The following is a 24,061-nucleotide window of genomic DNA, read 5'->3' as shown; positions in this document are numbered from 1 at the left end:
GGCGTGGGCGGGGTCGGCGTGGGCGGGGTCGGCGTGGGCGGGGTCGGCGTGGGCGGGGTCGGCGGAGACGGGTCGGCGTGGGCGGGGTCGGCGAGAGCGGGTCGGTGAGAGCGGAGCGGGCGATGCATCGGCAAGGGGCGGCGGGAGCGAGGGCAGGTCGGCGCGGGGGTGGTGCGGGGGTGGTGGAGCGCAGCTCGACGAGCGGGATTCTGGAGGACCGGTCGGTGAGGACGCGGTCGTCCGGCGAGAAGCGGCGTTCACGATCCGGCTCACCGGAGATCAAGGCGGTCGAGGAGCCGGATGTGCGCCGTCCCGTCCGCCGGCCGCCGGGCGCTCGTCGTCGCGCCGCAGCGCGGCCCGCCGCCCCCCGTGTCCGCGGGGACGACCGAGTGGCGGACGGCACGGGTGCAACCGTGCCGCACCGCACGGTCCTCGCGATCTGTCCGGTATCACCAGGTTTTCTGTACGACCGTTCAGCCTATTTCAGGCACGCCCGAAAGGTCGCCCGTAATCGGCCGTGAGCGGACCGTAGTTGCGCTGAAAGGGCTGAGAAATCGGGCCGGAAGACCCTGTGCAAGAATCGATCGTGATCGCTTTCGCGAGCGCTGTCCGTGCCTTGATCGAGGTGTCTGGCGCGACATTCGTGTGCGTGCTCGACCGCGATTCCGGCGCGGTTCTCGACTCCATTTCCGCCGGCGTGGACGACGGGGTCGACTCCGCGGCGGTTCTCGCGCTGGTCGCGGCCGCCGGCTCGCTCGAAAGTGGCCATACGTCCGACGACGCCCTCGACGACATCACGGTCACGACGCGGCGCAGCTTCCATGTCCTGCGTCCCGTCACAGTGGGCTCGCGGGCCCTCGTGGTCCATCTCGCGCTGCAGCGGGGGAGGGCGAACCTGGCGCTGGCGCGTCGTGAGCTCCTCGCGCCGGAGGTCGCCGACGCCGTCGCCGTACTGGCGGGACAGCCGCCCGGGCAGCGGGCACCGGCAGCAGCCGGGGCGACGCCCCCGGATCGGTCCGCCGGTGGTCCGGGCGCGGCCGCCTCGCCGGGTTCGTCGCCGGGCTCCCTCGTCTCGGGCTCCGCCGGGTCGGGCTCCGCCGGGTCGGGCTCCGCCGGGTCGGCCTCCGCCGGGTCGGCCTCCTCAGGGTCGCGCACCGCCGTGCCGGGCCGTGCCGGCTCCGGCGAGTTCGGGTCGGGCTCCTCCTCGTTGTCGGCCCCGGCGGCGCCGAGCCCCGGTCCGGCAGTGTCGCCGCCTGTGTCCGTGCCCCTGCAGTCGCGGCCGCCGGCCAGTGCGCCCCAGCCCGCTGCGGCGCAGGTGAGAAGCGTGGACGAGGCGCGTCCGTCGCCGCCCGCGGCCATCGCCGGGCGCGGTCGTGTGCCTCCCTCCGCCGCTGCGGCGGCCGCGTCCTCCGGTGCGACGCCCTCGGCCTCGGATCCGCCGGCCTCGCGCCCGCCCGGTTCCACGTCGCCCGGCTCGAAGGCGCCGGTGTCGATGTCTCCCGTGTCGATGTCTCCCGTATCGATGTCCCCTGGGTCGATGTCCCCTGGGGCGATGTCCCCCGGGTCGACGTCTCCCGGGTCGCCGTCCGTGCCCCTGCCTCGTCGTGGGGAAACGATGTCGCCGGAACGCGGCGCATCGCCGCGTCGGTTGCCTCGTCCGGTCCGGCTGGTCCGGCCGGGGGAGCCGGTGGAACGGACCGTGGCACCGGCCGCGGCGCCCGTGCCGGCGGCGGCACCCGCCGCCGGTCGCGCCGAGCTCGACGAGCCGGACGACGCTCCCGGAGCGCTCCCGCGCCGCGACCCGGGCAGCGTCGTCCCTCCTGCGACGACGCCCGCGCGCGCGACATCGCACCGCGCACCCACGGGCGGACCGGGCGCATGGGCGCACGACATGTCGACGATGAAACGTATTCTTGCCGGATTGCGCCGAATGGTCTAACCGCCGGCGCGTCGCGAATTGTGGGGGCGGGCCTTTCCGTCGCCCCCGAATTGATGCGCTAGGCTCCGGCACCCGCGGAACCCCGAATTCCGCGGACCCCCCCGACCCCGACGAGGAGCAAGAAATGAGCAACATCGAGCACGCGCTCGACATGGCGGCGAATATCAAGGGTGCGTTCGCGGTGGCCCTGGTCGACTGGGAGAGCGGCATGATGCTGGGCTCTCGCGGTGGCAGCGCCGAGTTCGACCTCGACGTCGCGGCCCCGGGCAACAGCGACGTGATCCGGACCAAGATGGAGGTCGTCCAGAAGCTCGGCCTGCGCGAGCAGATCGAGGACATCCTGATCACCCTGGACACGCAGTACCACCTGCTCCGGATGATCCGTGGCACGGACGAGAAGCTGTTCTTCTACCTGGTGCTCAACCGCGCCCAGGCCAACCTGGCGATGGCGCGGCGCGACCTGCGGGTCATCGAGCAGGACTTCTACATGGCCCACCCGGCCGCCAACACCCGTCAGGCCGTGCCCGGCAACGAGGGGCAGTTCTTCCCCTCCAACCAGCGCTGACAGCGGCCCCGCGGGCGAGGTGAAGCGCACGTCGTGAACACGAACGGCCCCGGTGTACCGGCCGTCGCCCCACCGGTCGGGGCGTCCCCGGACGCGGCGCTCGCCGCGCTCGTCCGGGACCGCGCGGTGGTGGCGGCGGCACTGCTCGACGCGGGCAGCGGCATGCTCCTCGCGGCCCGGTCCCGAGAAGGTGCCCCGGAGGACCTCGAGACGGTCTGCGCTGGTCAAGCCGACGTGATCCGGGCGGCGGTGGACGCGGCGGCCGTGTCGTTCGGCGGGCCGGCACCGACGGAGGTGGTCGTCGCCCACGGCGACCGCCTGCACCAGGTGCTGCGCACCGTCCACGACCCGCTCGGCGACCGGCTCGTGCTGTCGCTGCTGGTCGACGGCCCGCCGCGGGCCCTGCGCCGTCTGCGGCGACGGCTCTCGCGGATGGACACCGCGGCGCTCGTCCCGATGCCGGGGGTACTCGTTCGGACGGCGCCGCCCGACCCGCCCTCGGTGTCGGGCGCACCTGTCCCGCCGGCCCCGGGCGGCGCCCCCGCCCGTCCGGAGGCCGATCTCTTCACCCCGGCCGGGCCGGTCGCGCCCGGTCCGTGGTGGCCAGGAGCCGGCGTGCCCGGTGCCCCGCGGTGGGCGCCGGGCGCTGCGGCACCGCCTGCTCCGGTTCCGACCGGTGGGCACGCCGCGCAGCAGCACGTCGTCTCACACGAGCCCCCGGCGTCCCCCGGTGGACCGGAACAGCCCGGAGCGACCGCAGCCGCCGGACCGGACCCGCGGCGCGCGCCGCTCGGTACGGAGGCCGCCGCGGTCCCCGGTGCGGGTCCGCAGCAGCCGGCCGGCCCGGCGACGCCGCCCGTGACGGCGCCGGACGCGGCTGGCGCATCGCCTGGGGCATCGCTCGGGGCATCGCCTGCGGCACCCGTCGCGGCACTGCCTGCGGCGCCGTCGAACGAGATCGCGCGCGACACCGCGACGGCGCTGGCGCGCAACGGGCCCATCGGGTCCGCGCCGGCCGCGCTGCCGGCGCCGACGATGTCGCAGCCCCCGGGCGGCCCGGCCTCCGTGACGGCCCGGCTGCCGGTGGTGGCCGCCGCGTCAGCGCCCGGACACCGGTCGGACGCTGCGCCGGCTACGGCCCCGGCCGTCGACGCCGGCGCGGCCACCCCGCCGATGGCGGATCCCTCCCGCGCGGGTGCGTCAGCGCCCGCCGCCCCGTCCCTCCCCGGCACCGCTGCCGATCCGTCCCGCGCGCCCACCCCGGCGGACGCGCAGATGCCGCATGCGAGCACCGTGCCGCCGGCGGACCCGGTGCACGCCGACGCCGGGCCCGATACGCCGCACTCGACCACGACCTCGTCTGCCGAGACGCTCTCGGCCACCGCAACGTCCACCGAGACGACGCGCTCGACCGTGGCGCCCGAAGGCGACCCGCCGCGCTCGACCGTGGCGCCCGCAGGCGACCCGCCGCGCTCGACCGCCGCGCCCGCAGGCGACCCGCCGCGGCCTCCCACGGGGCTCACGCCGGGGAGCCTCTTCGGGTCGCCGTCCCCGAGCATCACCCCGGCAGGCCCCGTCCGCTCCGCCGACGACGCGGCTGCGTCACCCGGCGGGGGCGGGCATCGGATCGCCCGCGACGGCGACGCACAGCGGGTGCCGCCGCTCGGCGCCGCCGGGCTCCCGGGCGACGTCTCGGCCGTCGCGGCTGCGCTCCGTGCGGTCCGCCCCGCAAGCAGCAGCCTCTCCGGCGACGCGCTGTTCGCCGGGACGGTGCCCGCGCCGCCGGCCCCGCCGGTCGAGCCGGCACCGGCGTCGTGGGCCGAGCGCAGGGAGCCCGCGGTCGCGCCCGACCCCTGGCCCGTGCCGCCCCAGGGCGCGGCGACCCACGGCGTCGCGACCCCGGGCGCCGAGCCACACCCGTGGTTCGGCCGGCACGCACGCCCCGACGGCACGGCCACGTCGGCCGCCGGCTCGGCGTCCGACACTTCGGCGCCCGGCTCGTCGACACCCGCCGCGACCACCGGTCCCGGCAGGCACGCGTCGCCGCCCCGCGCCGCGGACGCACCCGGTCCCGCGGTGCGGCCCGTGCCACGGCCGCGCCCACACGCCGACGCCGCGGGTCCGGTCGCCGCCGCGGTCCGCTCCGCGGTCGTCGCCGCCCTCCCGGCCGACGGTGCGCAGCCGGCCCGCGGCCCGCAGCCCGGCGAAGCCCCCGGTCCGGCCACAGCCGACGCGGGCTCCGGCGACGGGCGGGACGGCGCGAACCCGGTCGACACCGACCGCTAGCCTCGACGGCACACATCCGTTCGTGCTCAACCGGAGGCAACTCGTGTCCGCACCACCCGTCCCGCCCGCGTCCGCCACCGTCCGGGTGCCGGCCGGGACCACGGCCGGGGCCGCGGTGCGCGAGGCCGGGCTGCCCGCCAACGGTCCCGAGGCCGTCGTCGTCGTCCGCGATCCCGACGGGCGGCTGCGCGACCTCGCGTGGGCGCCGGAGGCCGACGTCGACGTGGAGGCGGTGCCCGCGGACTCCGAGGACGGCCGCAGCGTCATCCGGCACTCCGCGGCACACGTCCTCGCGCAGGCGGTGCAGCAGCTGCACCCCGAGGCGAAGCTCGGCATCGGGCCGCCCATCCGCGACGGGTTCTACTACGACTTCGACGTCGCGACGCCCTTCACGCCCGACGACCTGAAGAAGCTCGAGTCGGCGATGAAGAAGATCATCAAGGCGGGGCAGCGGTTCTCCCGCCGGCGCTTCGCCGACAAGGACGAGGCCCGCAAGGAGCTCGCCGACGAGCCGTACAAGCTCGAGCTGATCGACCTCAAGGGGCCCGAGGAGGACGTCGTCGAGATCGACGCCTCGGGCGAGCTGACCATCTACGACAACGTCCACGCCCACACCGGCGAGACGGTCTGGTCGGACCTGTGTCGCGGTCCGCACCTGCCCACGACGCGGTACATCCCCGCGTTCAGCCTCACCCGCACCGCCGCTGCGTACTGGCGCGGCGACGAGAAGAACCCGCAGCTGCAGCGCATCTACGGCACCGCGTGGGAGAGCCAGGAGGCGCTCGACGCGTATCTGGAGCGCGTCGCCGAGGCCGAGCGTCGCGACCACCGGCGCCTCGGCGCGGAGCTCGACCTGTTCTCCTTCCCCGACCAGATCGGCTCCGGGCTCGCGGTCTTCCACCCCAAGGGCGGCATCGTCCGCAAGGAGCTGGAGGACTACTCGCGACGCCGGCACGAGCAGGCGGGCTACGAGTTCGTCAACACCCCGCACATCACCAAGGGGCAGCTGTTCCGCACCTCGGGCCACCTCGAGTGGTACGAGGAGGGGATGTACCCGGGCATGATCCTCGACGAGGAGCGCGACGCCGACGGGAACGTCCGCAAGCCCGGCCAGGACTACTACCTGAAGCCGATGAACTGCCCGATGCACAACCTGATCTTCGACGCGCGCGGGCGCAGCTACCGCGAGCTGCCGCTGCGGCTGTTCGAGTTCGGGACCGTGTACCGGTACGAGAAGTCCGGTGTCGTGCACGGGCTGACCCGGGCCCGCGGCTTCACCCAGGACGACGCGCACATCTACTGCACCGAGGAGCAGATGGAGGGCGAGATCGCCTCCCTGCTGCAGTTCGTGCTGGAGCTGCTGCGCGACTACGGGCTCGACGACTTCTACCTCGAGCTCTCCACCCGCAACCCGGAGAAGTCCATCGGCAGCGACGAGGCCTGGGAGCGGGCGACGAACGTGCTCCGCAAGGTCGCCGAGGAGACGGGCCTGCACCTGGTCGACGACCCGGGCGGCGCCGCGTTCTACGCGCCCAAGATCAGCGTCCAGGCGATGGACGCGATCGGCCGTACCTGGCAGATGTCGACGATCCAGGTCGACCTGATGCTGCCCGACCGCTTCGACCTCGAGTACACGGCCTCCGACGGCTCCCGCAAGCGGCCGGTCATGATCCACCGGGCGCTGTTCGGCTCGATCGAGCGCTTCTTCGCGGTCCTGCTAGAGCACTACGCGGGCGCGTTCCCGGCCTGGCTCGCGCCGGTCCAGGTCGTCGGCATCCCGGTCACCGACGACCAGCGCGAGTACGTCGAACAGGTCGCGGCGACGCTGCGCGAGCGCGGCGTGCGGGTCGAGGTCGACTCCGGCGACGACCGGATGCAGAAGAAGATCCGCACCCACACCCTGCAGAAGGTGCCCTTCATGCTGGTCGTGGGTGCGCGCGACGTCGAGGCCGGTGCGGTGAGCTTCCGGTTCCGCGACGGCACGCAGGTCAACGGGGTGCCGGTCGCCGACGCGGTGGCGGCCGTGCAGGCCTGGATCGGCCGTCGGGACAACACGTCGCCGACCGCCGAGTCCTTCACGGCCGCGCACTAGGCTCGTCGGCATGGACGAGCCGGCCCTGGAGCCTCGCGACGGGGTGGGGACTCCCGACGGTTTCCGCCGGCTGTGGACGCCGCACCGGTTGGCCTACATCAAGGAGGCGGGGGAGAGCGGCTGCCCGTTCTGCCGCATCCCCCGGCTACCCGACGAGGAGGGCCTGGTCGTCGCGCGCGGGGCCAGCGTGTTCGCGCTGCTCAACCTGCACCCGTACAACCCGGGCCACCTCATGGTGCTGCCGTACCGGCACGTCGCGGAGCTGGAGGAGCTCACCGGCGAGGAGTCGGCCGAACTGATGGCCTTCACCCAGCAGGCCGTCCGGGCGATGAAGAAGGTGGCGGCGCCGCACGCGTTCAACGTCGGGCTGAACCTGGGGACCGTGGCGGGCGGATCGCTGGCCGACCACCTGCACCAGCACGTCGTCCCGCGCTGGGGCGGCGACGCGAACTTCATCGCCGTCGTCGGGCAGACGAAGGTGATCCCTCAGCTGCTCACCGAGACCCGTGAGCTGCTCGCGGAAGCCTGGGAGAGCGCTGAGAGCGGCGTGCCCGGCGCAGGTCGCGGGTCCGCACAGGACTAGGCTGGACCTGGTCCAGACCCTCGTTCCCATCGGCAGGAGTCGGCAGCAGCCGATGCTCAACGTCTTCGCCCGCGCCGGCGTCAACCGCGTCACCGACCCGATCGGCCGTCGGCTGGTGGCGCTCGGCGTGACGCCCGACGTCGTGACCGTCGTCGGGACGATCGGGTCGGTCGCGGCGGCGCTGTGGTTCCTGCCGCGCGGCGAGCTCGTCGTCGGGCCGTGGATCATCACGCTGTTCGTGCTGTTCGACCTCGTCGACGGGGCGATGGCCCGCGCCCGCGGGTACTCGACGGCGTTCGGCGGGGTGCTCGACTCGGTGTGCGACCGCGTCGCCGACGGTGCCCTGTTCGCGGGGCTGGCCTGGTGGTGCCTCGGCGTCGGGCAGGAGCGCACGCTCGGGATCGCCGCGCTCATCTGCCTGGTCGCGGGCCAGATCACCTCCTACGTGAAGGCACGGGCCGAGGCGGCCGGTCTGCGGGCCGACGGCGGGCTCGTCGAGCGGGCCGAGCGGCTGATCATCACCCTGCTCGGCACGTTCCTGCAGGGCGTCGGCGTCCCGTACGCGTTGTCGGTGGCGTTGTGGCTGCTCGCGGCCCTGTCGATCGTGACGGTCGGGCAGCGGGTCGTCGCGGTGCACCGCAGCGCGCAGGAGGTCGACCGGGCCGAACGGCAGGGATCGTGACCGCCGCCGGGCTCGCCGAGCGGCTGGTCGACCCCGCGTTCGCCGCGGGCTGGCGGCTGGTCCGGATGCTGCCGTCGGGTGTCGCGACTGCGGTGTTCGAGCAGGCGGGGGAGCTCGCCGCCCGTCGTGCCGGGACGGGTGTGCAGACGTTGCGCGCCAACCTCTCGCGGGTCGTGCCCGACGCCGGGCCCGCCGAGCTCGACGTCCTGGTCCGCGCCGCCATGCGCAGCTACGCCCGCTACTGGTGCGAGGCGTTCCGGCTGCCCGCGATCTCGCCGGGGCACATCGTCGAGGCCACCGTCCAGACCGGGATCGACCCGGCGCTCGCGGCGCTGGCCGAGGGCCGCGGCGTCGTGTTCGCCCTCCCGCACAGCGGCAACTGGGACGCGGCCGGGGTCTGGATCGTCGAGACGATGCGCCGCCACGGGCTGCGGGCCGGGTTCAGCACCGTCGTCGAACGGCTGCGGCCCGAGCCGCTCTACCGGCGGTTCGTCGCCTACCGCGAGTCGCTCGGGTTCGAGGTCTTCTCCGCCGACGACGGCGCCGCCGTCTACCGGGGCCTGGTCTCGCGGCTGCGGGCGGGTGGTCTCGTCTGCCTCGTCGCCGACCGGGACCTCGGCGCATCGGGTGTCGACGTCACGCTCTTCGGGCAGCCCGCCCGGATGCCGCCCGGGCCCGCGCGGCTCGCCGCGATGACCGGGGCCCTGCTGATGCCCGTGCACTCCGGGTTCGAGGGCGCCGGCTGGCGGCTGACCATCGGGGCGCCGATCCCGGTCCCCGGCAAGGCCGCCGTCGCCGCGGCCACCCAGGCGCTGGCCGACGTCTTCACCGAGACGATCCGTCGTGCCCCGCAGGACTGGCACATGCTCCAGCCGTACTTCACCGCCGACCTCCGCACCACGGCGGCCGCCGCATGACCGCCCGCACGTCGACGCCGCTGCGGATCGGCATCGTCTGCCCGTACTCGCTGGACGTTCCCGGCGGGGTGCAGAACCACGTCGTCGATCTCGCGCGGGCGCTGATCCGGCTCGGGCACACCGTCGACGTGCTGGCCCCCGCCGAGGACGACCGCGACGACGACGACCCGCCGCTGCCGCCGTTCGTCACCCCGACCGGGCGGGCGATCGGCGTCCCCTACAACGGATCGGTCGCGCGGATCACGTTCGGCCCGGTGACCTACGCCCGGGTCCGGCGCTGGCTCGCCGAGCACACCTTCGACGTGCTGCACCTGCACGAACCCACGACGTTCTCGATCTCGGTGCTCGCGCTGCTCGCCGCGGAGGGCCCGATCGTCGCGACGTTCCACACCTCGACCGAGCGCTCCCGCGCCCTCACCGCGTTCGGCGGGGTGCTGCGGCCGCTGATGGAGAAGGTCACCGCGCGCATCGCGGTGTCGACGCTGGCCCGGCGGGTGCAGGTCGAGCACCTGGGCGGTGACGCCGTCGAGATCCCCAACGGCGTCGACGTCCCGCTGTTCGCCGACGGCCCGCTGCTGCCGGGGCACCCCCGCCCCGGGGTCGAGACCGTCGGGTTCCTCGGCCGCTTCGACGAGCCGCGCAAGGGCATGGCGGTGCTGCTGGCGGCCGTCGAGAAGCTCGCGCCGCACCGGCCGGGGCTGCGGCTGCTCGTCGTCGGCCGTGGCGACGTCGACGCGCTGGTCCGCCGCGCCGGCCCACTCGCCCACCGGCTCGACGTGCTCGGCGCCGTCGACGACGCCACCAAGGCCGCCGCGTTGCGCTCGATGGACATCTACTGCGCACCCAACCTCGGTGGCGAGAGCTTCGGCATGGTCCTCACCGAGGCCATGGCCGCCGGCGCGCCCGTACTGGCCAGCGACATCGACGCGTTCCGCAGGGTCGTCACCGACCCGGCGGGCGGGCCGGTGGCGGGCGAGCTCGCCGCCGCCGGCGACGCCACCGCGTTCGCCCGCGCACTCGACCGGCTGCTCGACGATCCCACCCGTCGGACCGCGCTCGGTGCGGCGGGCCGGGTGCGCGCCGCGGCGTTCGACTGGCCCGTCGTCGCGGGGCAGGTGCTGCAGGTCTACCGCGCCGCGGTGGCGGCCGACCCGCGCCGCGTCGGCACTGCGGGGGTGCCCGCCTGATGAGCGTCATCGGCTGGGTCGTGCTGGCGGTCGCCGTGCTGGTGGCGGTGACGGTCGTCGTCTCCTGCATCGGGCGCGCCCGCAGGCTCGACCGGCTGCACGTGCGCACCGACGCAGCCCGCGCCGGCCTGCACGCCGCCCTCGACCGGCGGGCCGCCGCCGCCGTCGACTGCCTGCCCGTGCTCGAGGCCACCGGGGACCCGCGGCGGGTGGCGGCGCTGCGCGACGCCCTCGACGCGCGCACCGGCACCCGCCCGCCGCCCGGCGACGGCCGGGCCGAGACCATCGAGAACGCGCTCACCCGCGCGCTCGCCGACGTCGACCGCGCGCGGCTGCCCGACGACCTCGTCGGCGAGCTCGCCGACGCCGAACAGCTCGTCGTGCTGGCCCGACGCGTCCACAACGACGCGGTCCGCGACACCCTCGGGCTCCGGTCCCGCCGGCTCGTCCGCTGGCTGCACCTCGCCGGGACCGCGCCCGTCCCGGAGTACTTCGAGATCGCCGACCCCGAGGTGGCGCGGAGCACCACCGGAGCGACCCCGGGCAGGCGCGTTCCCTGACGTACGATCGACAGGTCGTTCTCTTCGTCAGAGAGGTTCCATCGTGTCGTCCGACCAGGCCGTTCCCACCCCCGCCGCCGAGCAGACCGACGCCGTGCAGGGCACCGCGCGTGTCAAGCGCGGCATGGCGGAGATGCTCAAGGGCGGCGTGATCATGGACGTCGTCACGCCCGAGCAGGCGAAGATCGCCGAGGACGCGGGCGCCGTCGCGGTCATGGCCCTCGAGCGCGTCCCCGCCGACATCCGCGCCCAGGGCGGTGTCGCGCGCATGAGCGACCCCGACATGATCGACGGGATCGTCGACGCCGTCAGCATCCCGGTGATGGCCAAGGCGCGCATCGGGCACTTCGTCGAGGCGCAGGTCCTGCAGTCGCTGGGCGTCGACTACGTCGACGAGTCCGAGGTCCTCACGCCGGCCGACGAGGCGCACCACATCGACAAGTGGGCCTTCACCGTGCCGTTCGTGTGCGGCGCGACCAACCTGGGCGAGGCCCTGCGCCGGATCGCCGAGGGCGCGGCGATGATCCGGTCGAAGGGCGAGGCGGGCACCGGCAACGTCGTCGAGGCCACCCGGCACATGCGCCAGATCCGCAGCGACATCCGCCGTCTCGCCACGCTCGACGAGACCGAGCTGTACGTCGCGGCCAAGGAGCTGCGGGCGCCGGTCGAGCTGGTCCGCGAGGTCGCGGCCGCGGGCAAGCTGCCCGTCGTCCTGTTCACCGCGGGCGGCATCGCCACCCCGGCCGACGCCGCGATGATGATGCAGCTCGGCGCCGAGGGCGTGTTCGTCGGCTCGGGCATCTTCAAGTCCGGCGACCCGGCCCAGCGTGCGGCGGCGATCGTCAAGGCCACCACGTTCCACGACGACCCCGACGTGATCGCCAAGGTCTCGCGCGGGCTGGGCGAGGCGATGGTCGGGATCAACATCCCCGATCTGCCCGCCGAGCAGCGGTACGCCGACCGCGGCTGGTGACCGCTCAGGTCTGACGGGCCGCCCCGCACCGCGCGGGGCGGCCCGCTTCATGTCCGGACTGCCGCCGGTCGGGCCGGCGTGCGCTGGTGACCCCCGGCGCTGGTGACCCGGTTCCTGGTCTGTCCGGCAGCTGCCGGGCTGTCGGAGCGCGTGGGGCGGCGCGCCGGCGCGCCGGTGCCGCTCTCGAGATCGGTAACCCCTCGCGGCCGCGGGCCGCCGCCAGGTTTGGCGTCGTGCCCAGGGTGAACTACCTCGGTATGACGATCCTCGACGCGATCACCGGTGGCCTCGAACGGGCGACGGTGCTCGACCGACCCGCCGCCGCGGCCAGGAAGACGGTTTCCACCGTCCTGGCCGACCGGCGCATCAAGGACGCGCTGCACGGGGTGTGGCTGGGCCATGCACTGCACCCGGCGCTGGCGCAGCTGACACTGGGCTCGCTCACCTCGGCGGCCGTGCTCGACCTGCTCGGGGGACGGCGCCAGGAGTCGAGCGTCCTGATCCGGGCGGGGCTGTTGACCGCCCCTCTGACCGTCGCCGCGGGCTGGGCCGACTACGCCGAGAGCCATGAGGAGCAGCAGCGCGTCGGTGTCGTCCACGCCGTCACCAACGCCTCCGCATTGGCCCTGTTCGCGACCGCACTCGTGCAACGCACCCGGGGCCGCAGCGGGCGGACCGCGTCGGTGCTCGGCGGCACCGTCGCCGGTGTCGGCGCCTGGCTGGGGGGCCATCTGGCCTACCGCCAGGCGTTGGGCCCCAACCAGGCCGAGGCAGTCCCGCACACCGGTCCCGAGGACTGGCAGTCGCTGGGTCCCGTCGCCGAGCTCCCGGACGGGACCGCCGTCCAGCGCCGGGCCGGAGCGGTCGACGTGCTCGTCGTGCGCCGCGGCGACGAGGTGTCCGTGCTCTCGGACCGCTGCCCGCACCTGGCGGCGCCGCTGCACGAAGGTGAGCTCGACTGCGCATCGGGGGAGATCACCTGCCCGTGGCACGGGAGCGTGTTCCGGGTCGGCGACGGGGCCGTCGTGCACGGTCCCGCCACCGCGCCGGTGCCCGGGTTCGCAACCAGGGTGCGTGACGGCGTCGTCGAGGCACGGGTGCTCACCTTTCCCGGCGTTCCGGCGAGCTGACCGGCGGAGTGTTGCGGGGGCGTGGCGGCGGTCCGTCACGCCAGGGCGACTACCGGTACTCCATGACCAGCATCGCGGCGCTCCCGGGAGCGAGTGCCGCGTAGCGGTGGGGCAGGTCGGCGGGGAAGCAGGCGTAGTCGCCCGGCCCGAGCTCGACCTCGGCGCCATCGGGCCCGGCGAGCCAGCGCCCGGCGGTCACCAGCATGTGCTCGACGGTGCCGGGGATGTGCGCGTGCGCCTCCCGCGCCGGCCCGGGCTCGGCCGTGACGAGGTGCAGGTCGCGGCGCGCACCGGGCGGGCAGGCGGCGAGCAGGGCGCTGCTGAACGGGGCGCGCTCCGCGGTGAGGGCCGCGCTCTCACCCGAGCGCAGCACCCGCACGGCCTGCACCGGCGTCTCGACCAGCCGGGCGAACGGGACCCCGAGCGCGACGGCGAGCGCCCAGAGCGTCTCGACGCTCGGATTGCCCGCACCGCTCTCGAGCTGCGACAACGTCGACTTCGACAGCCCGGCGCGACGTGCGAGCTCGCCGAGGGAGAGATCGCGGCGGGTCCGTTCACGGCGCACCGCGTCGGCGATCGCCTGCAGGGGAGGCCCGGCCGTCGCCGCCTCCGTTCGTTCCACAGAACGCTCCGTTCGACTTGACGAACAGCACACTGGTGTTCAGTGTAGGGGACCATGCGTTCGTTCCGTCGAACACCTGGAACCGGCGACGCCGACGGCCGCGACGTGCGCGACGACGGCGGCGACCTGCGCGACGTCGCCGCGCTCGCCGCAGCGATCGGCGTCGTGGGCGCGTCGTTCGGGGCACTGGCCGCGACCGCGGGCATGCCGTTGCCCATGGTCGTCGGGATGTCGCTGATCGTCTTCGCGGGCGGGTCGCAGTTCCTCGCGGTCGCCGTCGTGGCGGCGGGCGGCGGCGCGGTGGCCGCGGTCGTCGGTGGGCTGCTGCTCAACCTGCGGCACCTGCCGTTCGGGCTGGCCATGGCGCCGGTGGTCGCGGACCGGCCGCTCGGTCGGATCGTCGGGGCGCACGTGCTGATCGACGAGTCGGTCGCGTTCGCGCGGGCCCGCGGCACCGGCCCGCGGGCGCGCCGGGCGTTCTGGGCGTGCGGGGTGTCGTTCTTCCTCGTGTGGAACCTGGGCACGGTCGTCGGGGCACTGGCGGGCGCGGCGATGCCCGATCCGGCGACGTTCGGCGTCGACGCCGCGTTCCCCGCCGCGCTGGTCGCGCTGCTGCTCCCGACCCTGCGCGCGGCCGACGCCCGCCGGGTCGGACTGGGTGCCGCGGCGGTCGCGCTCGCGGCGACGCCCTTCCTGCCCCCGGGGTTGCCGGTGCTCGTGGGCCTCGCCGGCCTCGCGCTGGCCGGCCGCGCGCCGGCCCGGACCCGCCCCGGGGAGGCGTCGTGACCTGGCTCGCGATCGCGGTGCTCGGCGCCGGCACCTACCTGGTCCGGCTCGCCGGCCTGTTGCTGCGGGGACGGGTCACCGTCCCCGAGCGGCTGCAGCGGCTGCTCGACCTCGGCGCGTCCGCGTTGCTCGTCGCGCTCGCCGCGACGGCGGCACTGACCCAGGGAGACGGTTTCGCCGGCTGGGCGCGCCCTGCCGGGGTCGCCGTCGCCGGGGTTGCCGCGTTGCTGAAGGCACCGTTCGTGCTGGTCGTCGTGCTGGCGGCGGCGACGACCGCGGGCCTGCGGTTGGCCGGGGTCCCGTGAGCCGCTGCCCCACGGCCGCGCGCCGGGGACCACGAACGGCCCGTGTCCCCGGGGACGGAGGCACGGGCCGTCGCAGCCCTCCCGGTCAGGTGGCGACAGACGCAGGCGCGGCGTCGTACCGCGCGAACGCCCGGGTGAAGGTCGCCGTACCCGACGTCATCGCCCGCAGGTCGACGGCGTAGCGCAGCAGCTCGACCCCTGGGATCTCGGCGATCACCAGGGTCCGGCCGGTCCCAGCGACCTCGGTGCCAAGCACACGGCCGCGCCGGGACGAGAGGTCGCCCAGCACCGCTCCGAGATGCTCGTCGGGGATGCGCACGCGCACCTCGTCGAGCGGTTCGAGCAGCACGGTCCCGCAGGCCTCGGCCGCCTCGCGCAGGGCGAGTGCGCCCGCGGTCTGGAACGCGGCGTCGGAGGAGTCGACGCTGTGCGCCTTCCCGTCGACGAGCGTCGCCTTCACGTCGATCACCGGGTAGGACGTCTCCCCACCCGCGGTCAGCCCGCGCTCCAGCTGGGCCCGGATGCCCTTCTCGACGCTCGGGATGAACTGCGTCGGCACCGCCCCGCCGACGACCTTGGACTCGAAGACGAACTCGCCGCCGCGGGGCAGCGGCTCGAACTCGACGTGGCACACGGCGTACTGGCCGTGCCCGCCGGACTGCTTGACGTGCCGGCCGGTGACCCTCGCCTTGCGCGCCAGCGTCACCCGCATCTTAACGCGCACCGGTTCGGTGTCGACCTCGGCGCCGCCCGCCCGCAACCGCGACAACACGACGTCGGCATGAGCCTCGCCCATGCACCACAGCACGGTCTGGTGGGTCTCGACGTTGCGCTCCAGGCGGAGCGTGGGGTCGGCCGCGACGATCTTGGACAGGGTCTTGACCAGTGCGTCCTCGTCGCCGCGCGACCGCGCGACGACGGCGACGGGCAGCAGCGGGTCGGGCAGGTCCCAGGCCTGCAGCAGGAGCGGGTGGTCGGCCGCGGAGACGGTGTCGCCGGTCTCGGCCGACCCGAGCTTGGTCAGCGCGCAGATGTCACCCGCGATGCAGCTGTCGACCTCGCGCAGGGTCGCGCCCAGCGGGGAGTAGACGTGGGCGAGCCGCTCGTCGGCGTCGTGACCGTTGTCGTCGTGGGCCGCGTCGGTACGCGTGGTGACCTCGTCGGCCGCGCTCCGCTGGGCGGGGATGTGCCCGCTCACGTGCACGGTGCTCTCCGGGCGCAGCGTGCCGGAGAAGACCCGCACCAGCGAGACGCGTCCGACGTAGGCGTCGGCCGAGGTGCGGACGACCTCGGCCGCCAGCGGCCCGGCCGGGTCGGCGGCCAGCGAGTCGTGGGCGCCGCCGTCGACGCCCGAGACGTGCGGCAGCGGATGTTCGAGCGGGGACGGGAAGCCGCCGACGACGACCTCCAGCAGCGCGTCGAGCCCGATCCCGCTGCTGGCGCAGACCGGGATCAGGGGGTGGAAGGTGCCACGTGCGACCGCCGTCTCCAGGTCGTCGATCAGCGTCTCGACGTCGATGTCCTCACCGCCGAGGTAGCGCTCCATGAGCGTCTCGTCCTCGGACTGCTCGATGATGCCCTCGATGAGCTCGCCGCGGGCGTCGTCGGCGTCGTCGGGTGCGGCGTCGGCCGGGGTCTGGGACAGCAGGCCGTAGAGCCCGTCGAGCCCGCCCTCGGCCGACAGGATCGGCAGGTAGAGCGGCGCGACGCCGGAGCCGAACGCCTCGCGGCACGCCTCCGTGGTGGCCTCGAGTGCGGCGCGCGCGTGGTCGCAGCGGGCCACGACGACGGCGCGTGGCATCCCGACCTCGGCGCACTCCTCCCACTGGGCGACGGTCGCGGGGTCGATCGTGCCCTCGTGGCCCTCGGACGCCGGGATCACGAAGAGCGCGGCGTCGGCGGCGCGCAGGCCCGCGCGCAGCTCGCCGACGAAGTCCCCGTAGCCGGGGGTGTCGATCAGGTTGATCTTGGTGTCGCCGTGCAGCAGCGGCGCGACGGCCAGTGCGACCGAGCGTTGCTGGCGGACGGCGGCGGGATCGTGGTCGCACACGGTCGTCCCGTCGAGCACGGTGCCCTGCCGGGGAATGACGCCCGTGTGCGCGAGCAGCGCCTCCACGAGCGTGGTCTTCCCCGCACCGCTGGGCCCGACGAGGACCACGTTCCGCACATGGGCCGGGTCGGCGACGGCGGGAATCCTGCCGGTCCCCGCTCGTTGCCCGCTGTCTGCTCTGCCGCTCATGGCGACCACCTCCGACACGGTGTCGAGCACGGCGCGCCGTTGCGCCGGGCTGTGCTCGATTTCACACCTCCGCCCCCTTGGTCACAACCCCGGAAAGGCTGATCAGCGCGGGAGTAGGGTCCTTCGCCGTGCCCATCCCCGGACCCGGTTATGCCATCACCGCGCGCGTCGAGGCGCCCGCATCCGCCAGCGCCGCCGGCGATCTCGCCGTCGCGGTCGGCCGCGTCGGCGGGGTCGTCACCGCGTACGACGTCGTGGACGCCCGTACCGACACGATCGTCGTCGACATCAGCTGCAACGCGCTCAACGAGGCGCACGCCGAGGAGATCACCGCCGCGCTCGAGGCGTTGCCCGGGGTGTCGGTGCGCAAGGTGTCGGACCGGACGTTCCTGCTCCACCTGGGCGGCAAGATCGAGATCCAGTCGAAGGTCAGCCTGCGTACCCGCGACGACCTCTCGCGCGCCTACACCCCCGGGGTGGCGCGGGTGTGCCAGGCGATCGCCGCGAACCCCGCCGACGCCCGGCGGCTGACCATCAAGCGCAACACCGTCGCCGTCGTCACCGACGGGTCCGCGGTGCTCGGGCTGGGCAACCTCGGCGCGGCCGCGGCGATGCCGGTGATGGAGGGCAAGGCGGCCCTGTTCAAGCGGTTCGCCGGGGTGGACGCGTGGCCGGTGTGCCTGGACACCCAGGACACCGAGGAGATCATCCGGACCGTCCAGATCCTCGCCCCCGCCTACGGCGGCATCAACCTCGAGGACATCGCGGCGCCCCGCTGCTTCGAGATCGAGCGCAGGCTGCGCGAGATGCTCGACATCCCGGTCTTCCACGACGACCAGCACGGGACCGCCGTCGTGGTGCTCGGCGCGCTGCGCAACGCGCTGCGTGTCGTCGGCAAGAAGTTCGCCGACTGCCGTGTCGTCGTGTGCGGGGTCGGCGCGGCGGGCTCGGCGATCATCCGGCTGCTCGCGTCGGAGCAGACCGCGGACGTGCTGGCCGTCGACATCGACGGCATCGTGCACCGCGACCGGCAGGGGATGGACGCGAACCTCGTCGAGATCGCGGGGCTCACCAACGCGCACAACGTGTCCGGCTCGCTGCGCGACGCGCTCGTCGGGGCCGACGTCTTCATCGGGGTCTCGGCGCCGAACCTCTTCGGGGCCGAGGAGGCCTCGACGATGGCCGACGACGCCGTGATCTTCGCGCTGGCCAACCCGGACCCGGAGATCGACCCGGCCGTCGCGCACCGCTACGCCGCGGTCGTCGCGACGGGCCGCTCGGACTACCCGAACCAGATCAACAACGTGCTCGCGTTCCCCGGCGTCTTCCGCGGTCTGCTCGACGCGCAGGCCCGCGACATCACCGACCGGATGCTGCTCGCGGCGTCGGCCGCCATCGCCGACGTCGTGACCGAGCCCAACCCGTCGTTCATCGTGCCGAGCGTGTTCGACCCGACGGTCGCGCCGGCCGTCGCGGACGCCGTGCGGTCGGCGGCGACGGCGGCTGCGGCCGCCCGCCCGGGGAGCTGAGCGCGGGGATTACCCTGGACGTCCGTGAGCGACCCCGGATCCGCCCCGACGATCGGTGTACTCGCCCTGCAGGGTGATGTGCGCGAACACCTCTCCGCGCTGTCCGGTTGCGGGGCCGTCCCCGTGCCGGTGCGCCGCCCGTCGGAGCTGGCGGCGGTCGACGGTCTCGTACTGCCGGGCGGCGAGTCGACGACGATGAGCCACCTGCTCGGCGTGTTCGACCTGCTGGAGCCGCTGCGCGCGCGGATCGCGGCCGGGATGCCGGCCTACGGCTCGTGCGCCGGCATGATCCTGCTCGCTGCCGAGGTGCTCGACGGCCGGCCCGACCAGCAGCAGCTCGGCGGACTCGACGTCGTGGTGCGGCGCAACGCGTTCGGCCGCCAGGTCGACTCGTTCGAGACCGACCTCGAGTTCACCGGCGTGCCTGGTGCGCCGGTGCGCGCGGTGTTCATCCGGGCGCCGTGGGTGGAGAAGGTCGGTGCCGACGTCGAGGTCCTCGCGGCGGTGCCCGAGGTGACCAGCGCCGGAGCCGACGCGGGGGCCGCGGCGGGACGGGCCGTCGCGGTGCGGCAGGGCTCGGTGCTGGCCACGGCGTTCCATCCCGAGCTCACCGGCGACATGCGGGTGCACGCCCTGTTCTGCGACATGGTGCGGGCGGCGCTCGCCGGGTCGGGCTGACCACCGCGCCGGGGCGAGCGCGGCCAGTCGGTCGGCCCGCGGGCGCGCCGGTAGGATCGAACGGTTCCGGCAGGTTCGGTCTGTTCCCGGCTGCGCGGCCCTCGTGGGCCCGGCCGGTTGCCGAGGTGTGCCGCACGTGAGCAGCAGAAAGGAAGCGATCGCCGATGAGCGGCCACTCCAAGTGGGCGACGACCAAGCACAAGAAGGCCGTCATCGACGCCCGCCGGGGCAAGATGTTCGCCAAGCTGATCAAGAACATCGAGGTCGCGGCGCGCACCGGTGGCGGTGACCCCGACGGCAACCCGACGCTCTACGACGCGATCCAGAAGGCGAAGAAGAGCTCGGTCCCCAACGACAACATCGACCGCGCGGTCAAGCGCGGCTCGGGTGCCGACGCCGGTGGCGCCGACTACCAGACGATCACCTATGAGGGCTACGGCCCCAACGGTGTCGCCGTCCTCATCGAGTGCCTCACCGACAACCGCAACCGGGCCGCCACCGAGGTGCGCACGGCGATGACCCGCAACGGCGGCACGATGGCCGACCCGGGCTCGGTGGCCTACCTGTTCAACCGCAAGGGTGTGGTGATCGTCCCGAAGAACGGCCTCACCGAGGACGACGTCCTGCTCGCGGTCCTCGACGCCGGCGCCGAGGAGGTCAACGACCTGGGCGAGTCCTTCGAGGTCGTCTCCGAGGCCACCGACCTGGTCGCCGTGCGCACGGCGCTGGTCGAGGCGGGCATCGACTACGACTCCGCCGATCCGACGTTCCTGCCGTCGATGCAGGTGGAGCTCGACGCCGAGGGCGCAAAGAAGGTCTTCAAGCTGATCGACGCGCTCGAGGACTCCGACGAGGTCCAGAACGTCTACGCCAACTTCGACGTGAGCGACGAGGTCATGGAGGCCGTCGACGCGTAGCCGTGGGCCCGGCTCCCGGCTGCCGGTGCCCCGTTGCGGCGGCCGGGAGCCGGGTGGCGGCGCAGGTCGGAGCGGGGGAGTCGGCGGGGTGTTTCCACCGATCTCACCGTTTCATCCTATTTGATGTATTGGCGATTACGGGTGACGGATCGCCACTTTGGCGTTTTTATTGGATTTGCTTTACTCAGCCTTTGCCTGCACTATCGAGGTGTGGACGAGGACCAGCCCCTGACGATTCTCGCCGCGCGGGTCGGCCTCGTCGACGCCGTCGTGGTCGGGTCGTACGTCATCGCGGACTTCTCACTACTGGTGGAGATGACCGACCCGGCTTTCGACCCGGTGTTCGACTTCCTGTCGGCGCGGCCGTACTCGATCGTCGGCGACGAGGTCCAGCCGTCCGAGAGCAAGGAAGGCGCCTGGGCCAGGGTCATGCACTTCGCGCTGCACGACGACGAGGGCGGCACGTCGGACCCGTTCGACGACCTGCTGTTCCTCGACGGCACCCGCTGATCCGCGGGGACGTGCGCGCGTCGGCCGGCCCGCGCCGGTTGGCTACAGTCGGCTGATGGTAGCGATGCGGTCGACGTCCGCGGCGACATCCGCGGCGACGGCTCCCGACATCGCGACGGTCCTGCGCATCGCCGCCCCCGCGCCCGAGCACGCCGGCGAGGTGCTGACGGTCCAGCGCGCCGCCTACGTCACCGAGGCACAGCGCTACTGCGCGCCGGGGATCCTGCCCCTGCGCGAGACGGTCGAGCAGATCCGCGCCGATCTCGAGGGTGCGGGCCCGACGCTCGTCGCGCGGGCCGCGTGGATCGGCCCGCGGCTGGTCGGATCGGTGCGTGGCCGGGTCGAGGGGCAGGCGATGGAGGTCGTCCGGTTCACCGTCGCGCCCGACCTGCAGGGCGGCGGTGTCGGCCGCGCGCTGCTCGCGGCGCTGCACGCGGCGGCGCCGCCGCAGGTGCGGACGTTCTGGCTCGTCACCGGCGGGCGCAGCGAGGACAACAAGCGCTTCTACCGGGCCGCGGGCTACGAGGTCGTCGGCACGGCCCTCGACGACGCCGGCGTGGAGCTCGTGCGGATGGAGCGCCCCCGGGGGTGACCCCGGGGTGACCCACTGCCGCGTCCGGCGGACAATGGTGGCGTCGCGCGCCGCCCGGAGCCGGGCGCCGTGGGTCGGGGTGACCAGTCGACCGTCCTCGACGTGCCCTCGGCACGGAACGGAGCCCGGCCATGAGCACTCCGCCCGGATGGCAGGGACCCGGCGGTCCCCCTCCGCCCCCGCCCGGCGGCTCCTACCCGCCCGGCGGGCCGTACCCGGGCGCCTACCCACCCGGCGGCGGGCCGTATCCGCCCGGTGGCCACCCACCCCCGGGCGGCTACCCACCGCCGGGGGCCTACCCGCCGCCCGGAGCCGGCGGCCCGTACGGCGGCGGCCGCCCGCCCGCGCCGCCGCCCCCGCCGCGGCGCGGCAGCACGGGCAGGACCGTCGCGATCGTGCTGGTCGTGCTGGTCGCGCTGCTCGGGGTGGGCGGCTACTTCGCGTACCGGGCGGTGTCCGGCGTCGTCGGCGGGGTGTCGGGGCTGGCCGCGGGCGGCGGGGGCTGCCCGGCGGTGGCGACGAGCGACGTGGACGGCGTGCTCGGCGGCAGTTTCGACGTCATCTCGATGGGCGGTGTGGCATCCATCGCGGCCCCGGTGCTCGACTCCCGCGTGCTGGCCGACGCCCCCACGTGCTGGGCCGTCGACACCGACGACTCCGCCGGCAGGCTCGCGCGCATCGCGCGGTACTCCGGCGGGGACGCCGTACAGCGGTTCGCCGCCGAGGAGACGACCGCGAAGGGTACGAGCGAGGACCGCGGCAACGGCATCACGGTCTCGACGTCCAGCTACTTCAACAAGCCGGTTCAGGCCGGTGACCAGGCGTTCTGCACGACCGGCGACATGACCGGCTCCGCGGGCGCGCTCGTGCGGCGCGGCGACGTGCTCGTCTACGTCTCGACGAACGCGGCCGGTGGTGGCGTCGCCGGGGTGCCGCAGCTCTCGGTCGATCCGTCGGAGGGGCCGAACGGCGCGATCCGGTTCGCCACCGACGACGCCAACTGCGACCTCGCCGTGCGGCTCGCGGCGACGGTGAAGTAGCGCACGACGGCGCCCCGACGCGGGAACCATCCGGACATCCCGGGCGTTGGCGCAGGAGAGCGCAGAGCAGTCCGTCGCGTCCGGTTCGAGAACTTCGCCCGGACGGGTACGGCGTCGCACGCTGTGGGTACCCCGGAACCCGTCCCGTCGTCGACGTCGCCGACGGTCGTGCGCGCACCTGCACGGGCGTGAGCCGTCGCACCGGCGTCGAAACAGAGAGTGGAGCCGTGAACCTGAGGATCTTCGGCTGGTCGTACGCCGTGACAGCAGCGGCCCTCGTCGTCGCGTTCGTCTACGGCGGAGTCGAGGCCCTCGTGCTGTGCGCCATCCTCGGCGTCCTCGAGATCTCGTTGTCGTTCGACAACGCCGTCGTCAACGCGACCGTGCTGGAGCGGATGAGCGCGTTCTGGCAGCGGATCTTCCTGACGGTCGGCATCGTCATCGCCGTCTTCGGCATGCGGCTGGTCTTCCCGCTGCTCATCGTCGGGATCACGGCGAACCTCAACCCCGTCGAGGCCTTCCGGCTCGCACTCGAACAACGCCCGGAGTCCGACCCGACCAGCTACGCCCACCTGCTCAACGAGGCGTATCCGTCGATCGCGGCGTTCGGCGGCATGTTCCTGCTGATGCTGTTCCTCGACTGGCTCTTCGCCGAGCGCGACGTGCGCTGGCTGAGCTGGCTCGAGCGCCCGCTCGCCCGGATCGGCCAGCTGAACCGGCTCTCGATCATCCTCGCGGTCGTCGCCCTCGTGGTGCTCGCCGGCACGCTGGCCGCCGACCCCGCGAAGGTGCTGGTCGCGGGCACGCTGGGCCTCGTCACGTACCTGCTGGTCAACGGCTTGGGTGACCTGTTCGAGCAGGCCGGCGGCGCCGACGCGATCGCGTCCTCCGGCGAGGAGGCCGGCGACGGTGCCGAGGAGGGCGGCAACGGCGCCGCCGCGGCGCGTCCCGGCGGGCCCTCCGGGCTGGCGAAGGCGGCCGGGAAGGCCGGGTTCTTCCTGTTCCTCTACCTCGAGGTCCTCGACGCGGCGTTCTCGTTCGACGGCGTGATCGGCGCCTTCGCGATCACCACCGACCCGATCATCATCGCGCTCGGCCTCGGCCTGATCGGTGCAATGTTCGTCCGGTCCCTGACGGTGTTCCTGGTGCGCAAGGGGACCCTGGCCGACTACGTGTACCTGGAGCACGGCGCGCACTGGGCCATCGGCGCCCTCTCGGTGATCCTGCTCGTCGGCATCGGCTACCACGTCGACGAGGTCGTCACCGGCCTGATCGGGGTGGCGTTCATCGGCGCCGCGTTCGTGTCGAGCGTCATCCGCAACCGCCGGCTCGCCGCGCGGGGGATCGACACCCACCGGACCGCCGACGAGATGGCCGCCGGTGGTGGGCACGAGCCTGCGCCCGCAGGGGCGCCGAGCGGGTCGCTCACCGTCGTGCGGATGGGCCTGGGCTGGGACGCCGCGGAGAAGGCGCTGCCCGACGCCGCGTCGTCGCAGGTGGTCGACCTCGATGCGTCGGCCCTGCTGTTCGACGAGGCGGGTGAGCTCGTCGACGCCGTGTGGTACCAGCAGCTGGAGAGCCGCGACGGCTCGGTCCGGCACACCGGCGACAACCTCACCGGGCTCGGCGACGGCGACGACGAGTCGATCGTCGTCGACCTCACCCGGCTCGCCCCGACGACCGCGCACGTCGTGTTCACGGTGAACTCGTTCACCGGCCAGGACTTCTCGCAGATCGAGAACGCCTTCGTCCGCGTGGTCGACGAGCCAAGCGGGGCCGAGCTCGCCCGTTACGACCTCAGCGGCTCGGGCTCGCACAACGCGCAGATCACCGCCAAGCTCAGCCGCGACGAGGCGGGGGAGTGGCGGATGACGTCGATCGGCGCGACCGCGACCGGCCGGACCGTGCAGGAGCTCGTCCCCGCCACCA

The 24,061-nt window shown here is 74.1% G+C and carries 21 protein-coding genes; 19 read left to right on the top strand and 2 right to left on the bottom strand.

Annotated elements, in window-relative coordinates; all coding sequences use genetic code 11:
* Positions 1-2,063 precede the first annotated feature (2,063 nt).
* From PSD17_RS16260 to PSD17_RS16215, 10 genes are all read left to right on the top strand, one after another.
* Positions 2,064-2,504 (top strand): hypothetical protein, encoded by a 441-nt coding sequence (locus PSD17_RS16260; protein WP_013675705.1) that lies wholly within the window; start codon positions 2,064-2,066, stop codon positions 2,502-2,504.
* A 33-nt stretch (positions 2,505-2,537) separates the two neighbouring features.
* Positions 2,538-4,790, top strand: coding sequence for a hypothetical protein (locus tag PSD17_RS16255; protein ID WP_339123299.1), 2,253 nt, complete (start codon positions 2,538-2,540; stop codon positions 4,788-4,790).
* A gap of 43 nt (positions 4,791-4,833) precedes the next feature.
* Entirely contained in the window at positions 4,834-6,882 is a 2,049-nt protein-coding gene (gene thrS / locus PSD17_RS16250; protein WP_339123298.1) for a threonine--tRNA ligase, read from the top strand.
* Positions 6,883-6,892: 10 nt separating this feature from the next.
* The gene (locus tag PSD17_RS16245) at positions 6,893-7,465 is read left to right on the top strand and encodes an HIT family protein (RefSeq protein WP_013675702.1); all 573 of its coding nucleotides are present in this window, start codon (positions 6,893-6,895) and stop codon (positions 7,463-7,465) included.
* 52 nt (positions 7,466-7,517) lie between these two features.
* On the top strand, positions 7,518-8,147 hold the full coding sequence (pgsA, locus tag PSD17_RS16240) for a phosphatidylinositol phosphate synthase (protein ID WP_013675701.1): 630 nt from the start codon (positions 7,518-7,520) through the stop codon (positions 8,145-8,147).
* Positions 8,144-9,064, top strand: a complete 921-nt coding sequence (locus tag PSD17_RS16235; protein WP_339123295.1) for a phosphatidylinositol mannoside acyltransferase — start codon at positions 8,144-8,146, stop codon at positions 9,062-9,064. The genes pgsA and PSD17_RS16235 overlap by 4 nt, the downstream gene beginning before the upstream one ends.
* 20 nt (positions 9,065-9,084) lie before the next feature.
* Positions 9,085-10,251, top strand: coding sequence for a glycosyltransferase family 4 protein (locus PSD17_RS16230; RefSeq protein WP_339123308.1), 1,167 nt, complete (start codon positions 9,085-9,087; stop codon positions 10,249-10,251).
* The gene (locus PSD17_RS16225; RefSeq protein ID WP_103383798.1) at positions 10,251-10,811 is read left to right on the top strand and encodes an NUDIX hydrolase; all 561 of its coding nucleotides are present in this window, start codon (positions 10,251-10,253) and stop codon (positions 10,809-10,811) included. The genes PSD17_RS16230 and PSD17_RS16225 overlap by 1 nt, the downstream gene beginning before the upstream one ends.
* A gap of 43 nt (positions 10,812-10,854) precedes the next feature.
* On the top strand, positions 10,855-11,784 hold the full coding sequence (pdxS, locus tag PSD17_RS16220; protein ID WP_103383797.1) for a pyridoxal 5'-phosphate synthase lyase subunit PdxS: 930 nt from the start codon (positions 10,855-10,857) through the stop codon (positions 11,782-11,784).
* A gap of 233 nt (positions 11,785-12,017) precedes the next feature.
* Positions 12,018-12,914: a Rieske 2Fe-2S domain-containing protein gene (locus tag PSD17_RS16215; protein WP_233899069.1), complete on the top strand. Its 897-nt coding sequence runs from the start codon at positions 12,018-12,020 to the stop codon at positions 12,912-12,914.
* 49 nt (positions 12,915-12,963) lie between these two features.
* Here PSD17_RS16215 and PSD17_RS16210 read toward each other — a convergent pair whose 3' ends face one another.
* The gene (locus PSD17_RS16210; protein ID WP_339123293.1) at positions 12,964-13,536 is read right to left on the bottom strand and encodes a helix-turn-helix domain-containing protein; all 573 of its coding nucleotides are present in this window, start codon (positions 13,534-13,536) and stop codon (positions 12,964-12,966) included.
* Positions 13,537-13,590: 54 nt separating this feature from the next.
* On the opposite strand from PSD17_RS16210, the gene PSD17_RS16205 reads away from it, so the two are divergent.
* Both PSD17_RS16205 and PSD17_RS16200 read left to right on the top strand, forming a co-directional pair.
* A complete protein-coding gene (locus PSD17_RS16205; RefSeq protein ID WP_013675694.1) occupies positions 13,591-14,322 on the top strand; it encodes an AzlC family ABC transporter permease in 732 nt (243 codons plus the stop codon).
* On the top strand, positions 14,319-14,627 hold the full coding sequence (locus PSD17_RS16200; RefSeq protein WP_103383795.1) for an AzlD domain-containing protein: 309 nt from the start codon (positions 14,319-14,321) through the stop codon (positions 14,625-14,627). Before PSD17_RS16205 ends, PSD17_RS16200 begins: the two co-directional genes overlap by 4 nt.
* A gap of 85 nt (positions 14,628-14,712) precedes the next feature.
* On the opposite strand, the gene PSD17_RS16195 is transcribed toward PSD17_RS16200, so the two are convergent.
* Complete coding sequence (locus PSD17_RS16195; RefSeq protein ID WP_339123291.1) at positions 14,713-16,866, bottom strand: elongation factor G-like protein EF-G2; 2,154 nt, start codon at positions 16,864-16,866, stop codon at positions 14,713-14,715.
* A gap of 128 nt (positions 16,867-16,994) precedes the next feature.
* On the opposite strand from PSD17_RS16195, the gene PSD17_RS16190 reads away from it, so the two are divergent.
* The 7 genes from PSD17_RS16190 to PSD17_RS16160 all read left to right on the top strand — a co-directional run.
* The gene (locus tag PSD17_RS16190; RefSeq protein WP_103383794.1) at positions 16,995-18,395 is read left to right on the top strand and encodes an NAD-dependent malic enzyme; all 1,401 of its coding nucleotides are present in this window, start codon (positions 16,995-16,997) and stop codon (positions 18,393-18,395) included.
* 24 nt (positions 18,396-18,419) lie between these two features.
* On the top strand, positions 18,420-19,073 hold the full coding sequence (gene pdxT / locus PSD17_RS16185; protein WP_013675690.1) for a pyridoxal 5'-phosphate synthase glutaminase subunit PdxT: 654 nt from the start codon (positions 18,420-18,422) through the stop codon (positions 19,071-19,073).
* Between the two features lie 164 nt (positions 19,074-19,237).
* Complete coding sequence (locus tag PSD17_RS16180) at positions 19,238-19,990, top strand: YebC/PmpR family DNA-binding transcriptional regulator (protein WP_013675689.1); 753 nt, start codon at positions 19,238-19,240, stop codon at positions 19,988-19,990.
* A gap of 210 nt (positions 19,991-20,200) precedes the next feature.
* On the top strand, positions 20,201-20,500 hold the full coding sequence (locus PSD17_RS16175) for a hypothetical protein (RefSeq protein WP_041759828.1): 300 nt from the start codon (positions 20,201-20,203) through the stop codon (positions 20,498-20,500).
* 55 nt (positions 20,501-20,555) lie between these two features.
* Complete coding sequence (locus tag PSD17_RS16170; protein ID WP_339123289.1) at positions 20,556-21,092, top strand: GNAT family N-acetyltransferase; 537 nt, start codon at positions 20,556-20,558, stop codon at positions 21,090-21,092.
* Positions 21,093-21,223: 131 nt separating this feature from the next.
* Entirely contained in the window at positions 21,224-22,132 is a 909-nt protein-coding gene (locus tag PSD17_RS16165) for a hypothetical protein (protein ID WP_339123287.1), read from the top strand.
* A gap of 227 nt (positions 22,133-22,359) precedes the next feature.
* A partial coding sequence (locus PSD17_RS16160; protein ID WP_339123285.1) for a DUF475 domain-containing protein occupies positions 22,360-24,061 on the top strand: 1,702 nt, incomplete at its 3' end.

The organism is Pseudonocardia sp. D17, from assembly GCF_036984265.1.
Lineage (GTDB): Bacteria > Actinomycetota > Actinomycetes > Mycobacteriales > Pseudonocardiaceae > Pseudonocardia > Pseudonocardia benzenivorans.
This window is presented reverse-complemented; position numbering and strand designations above follow the sequence as displayed.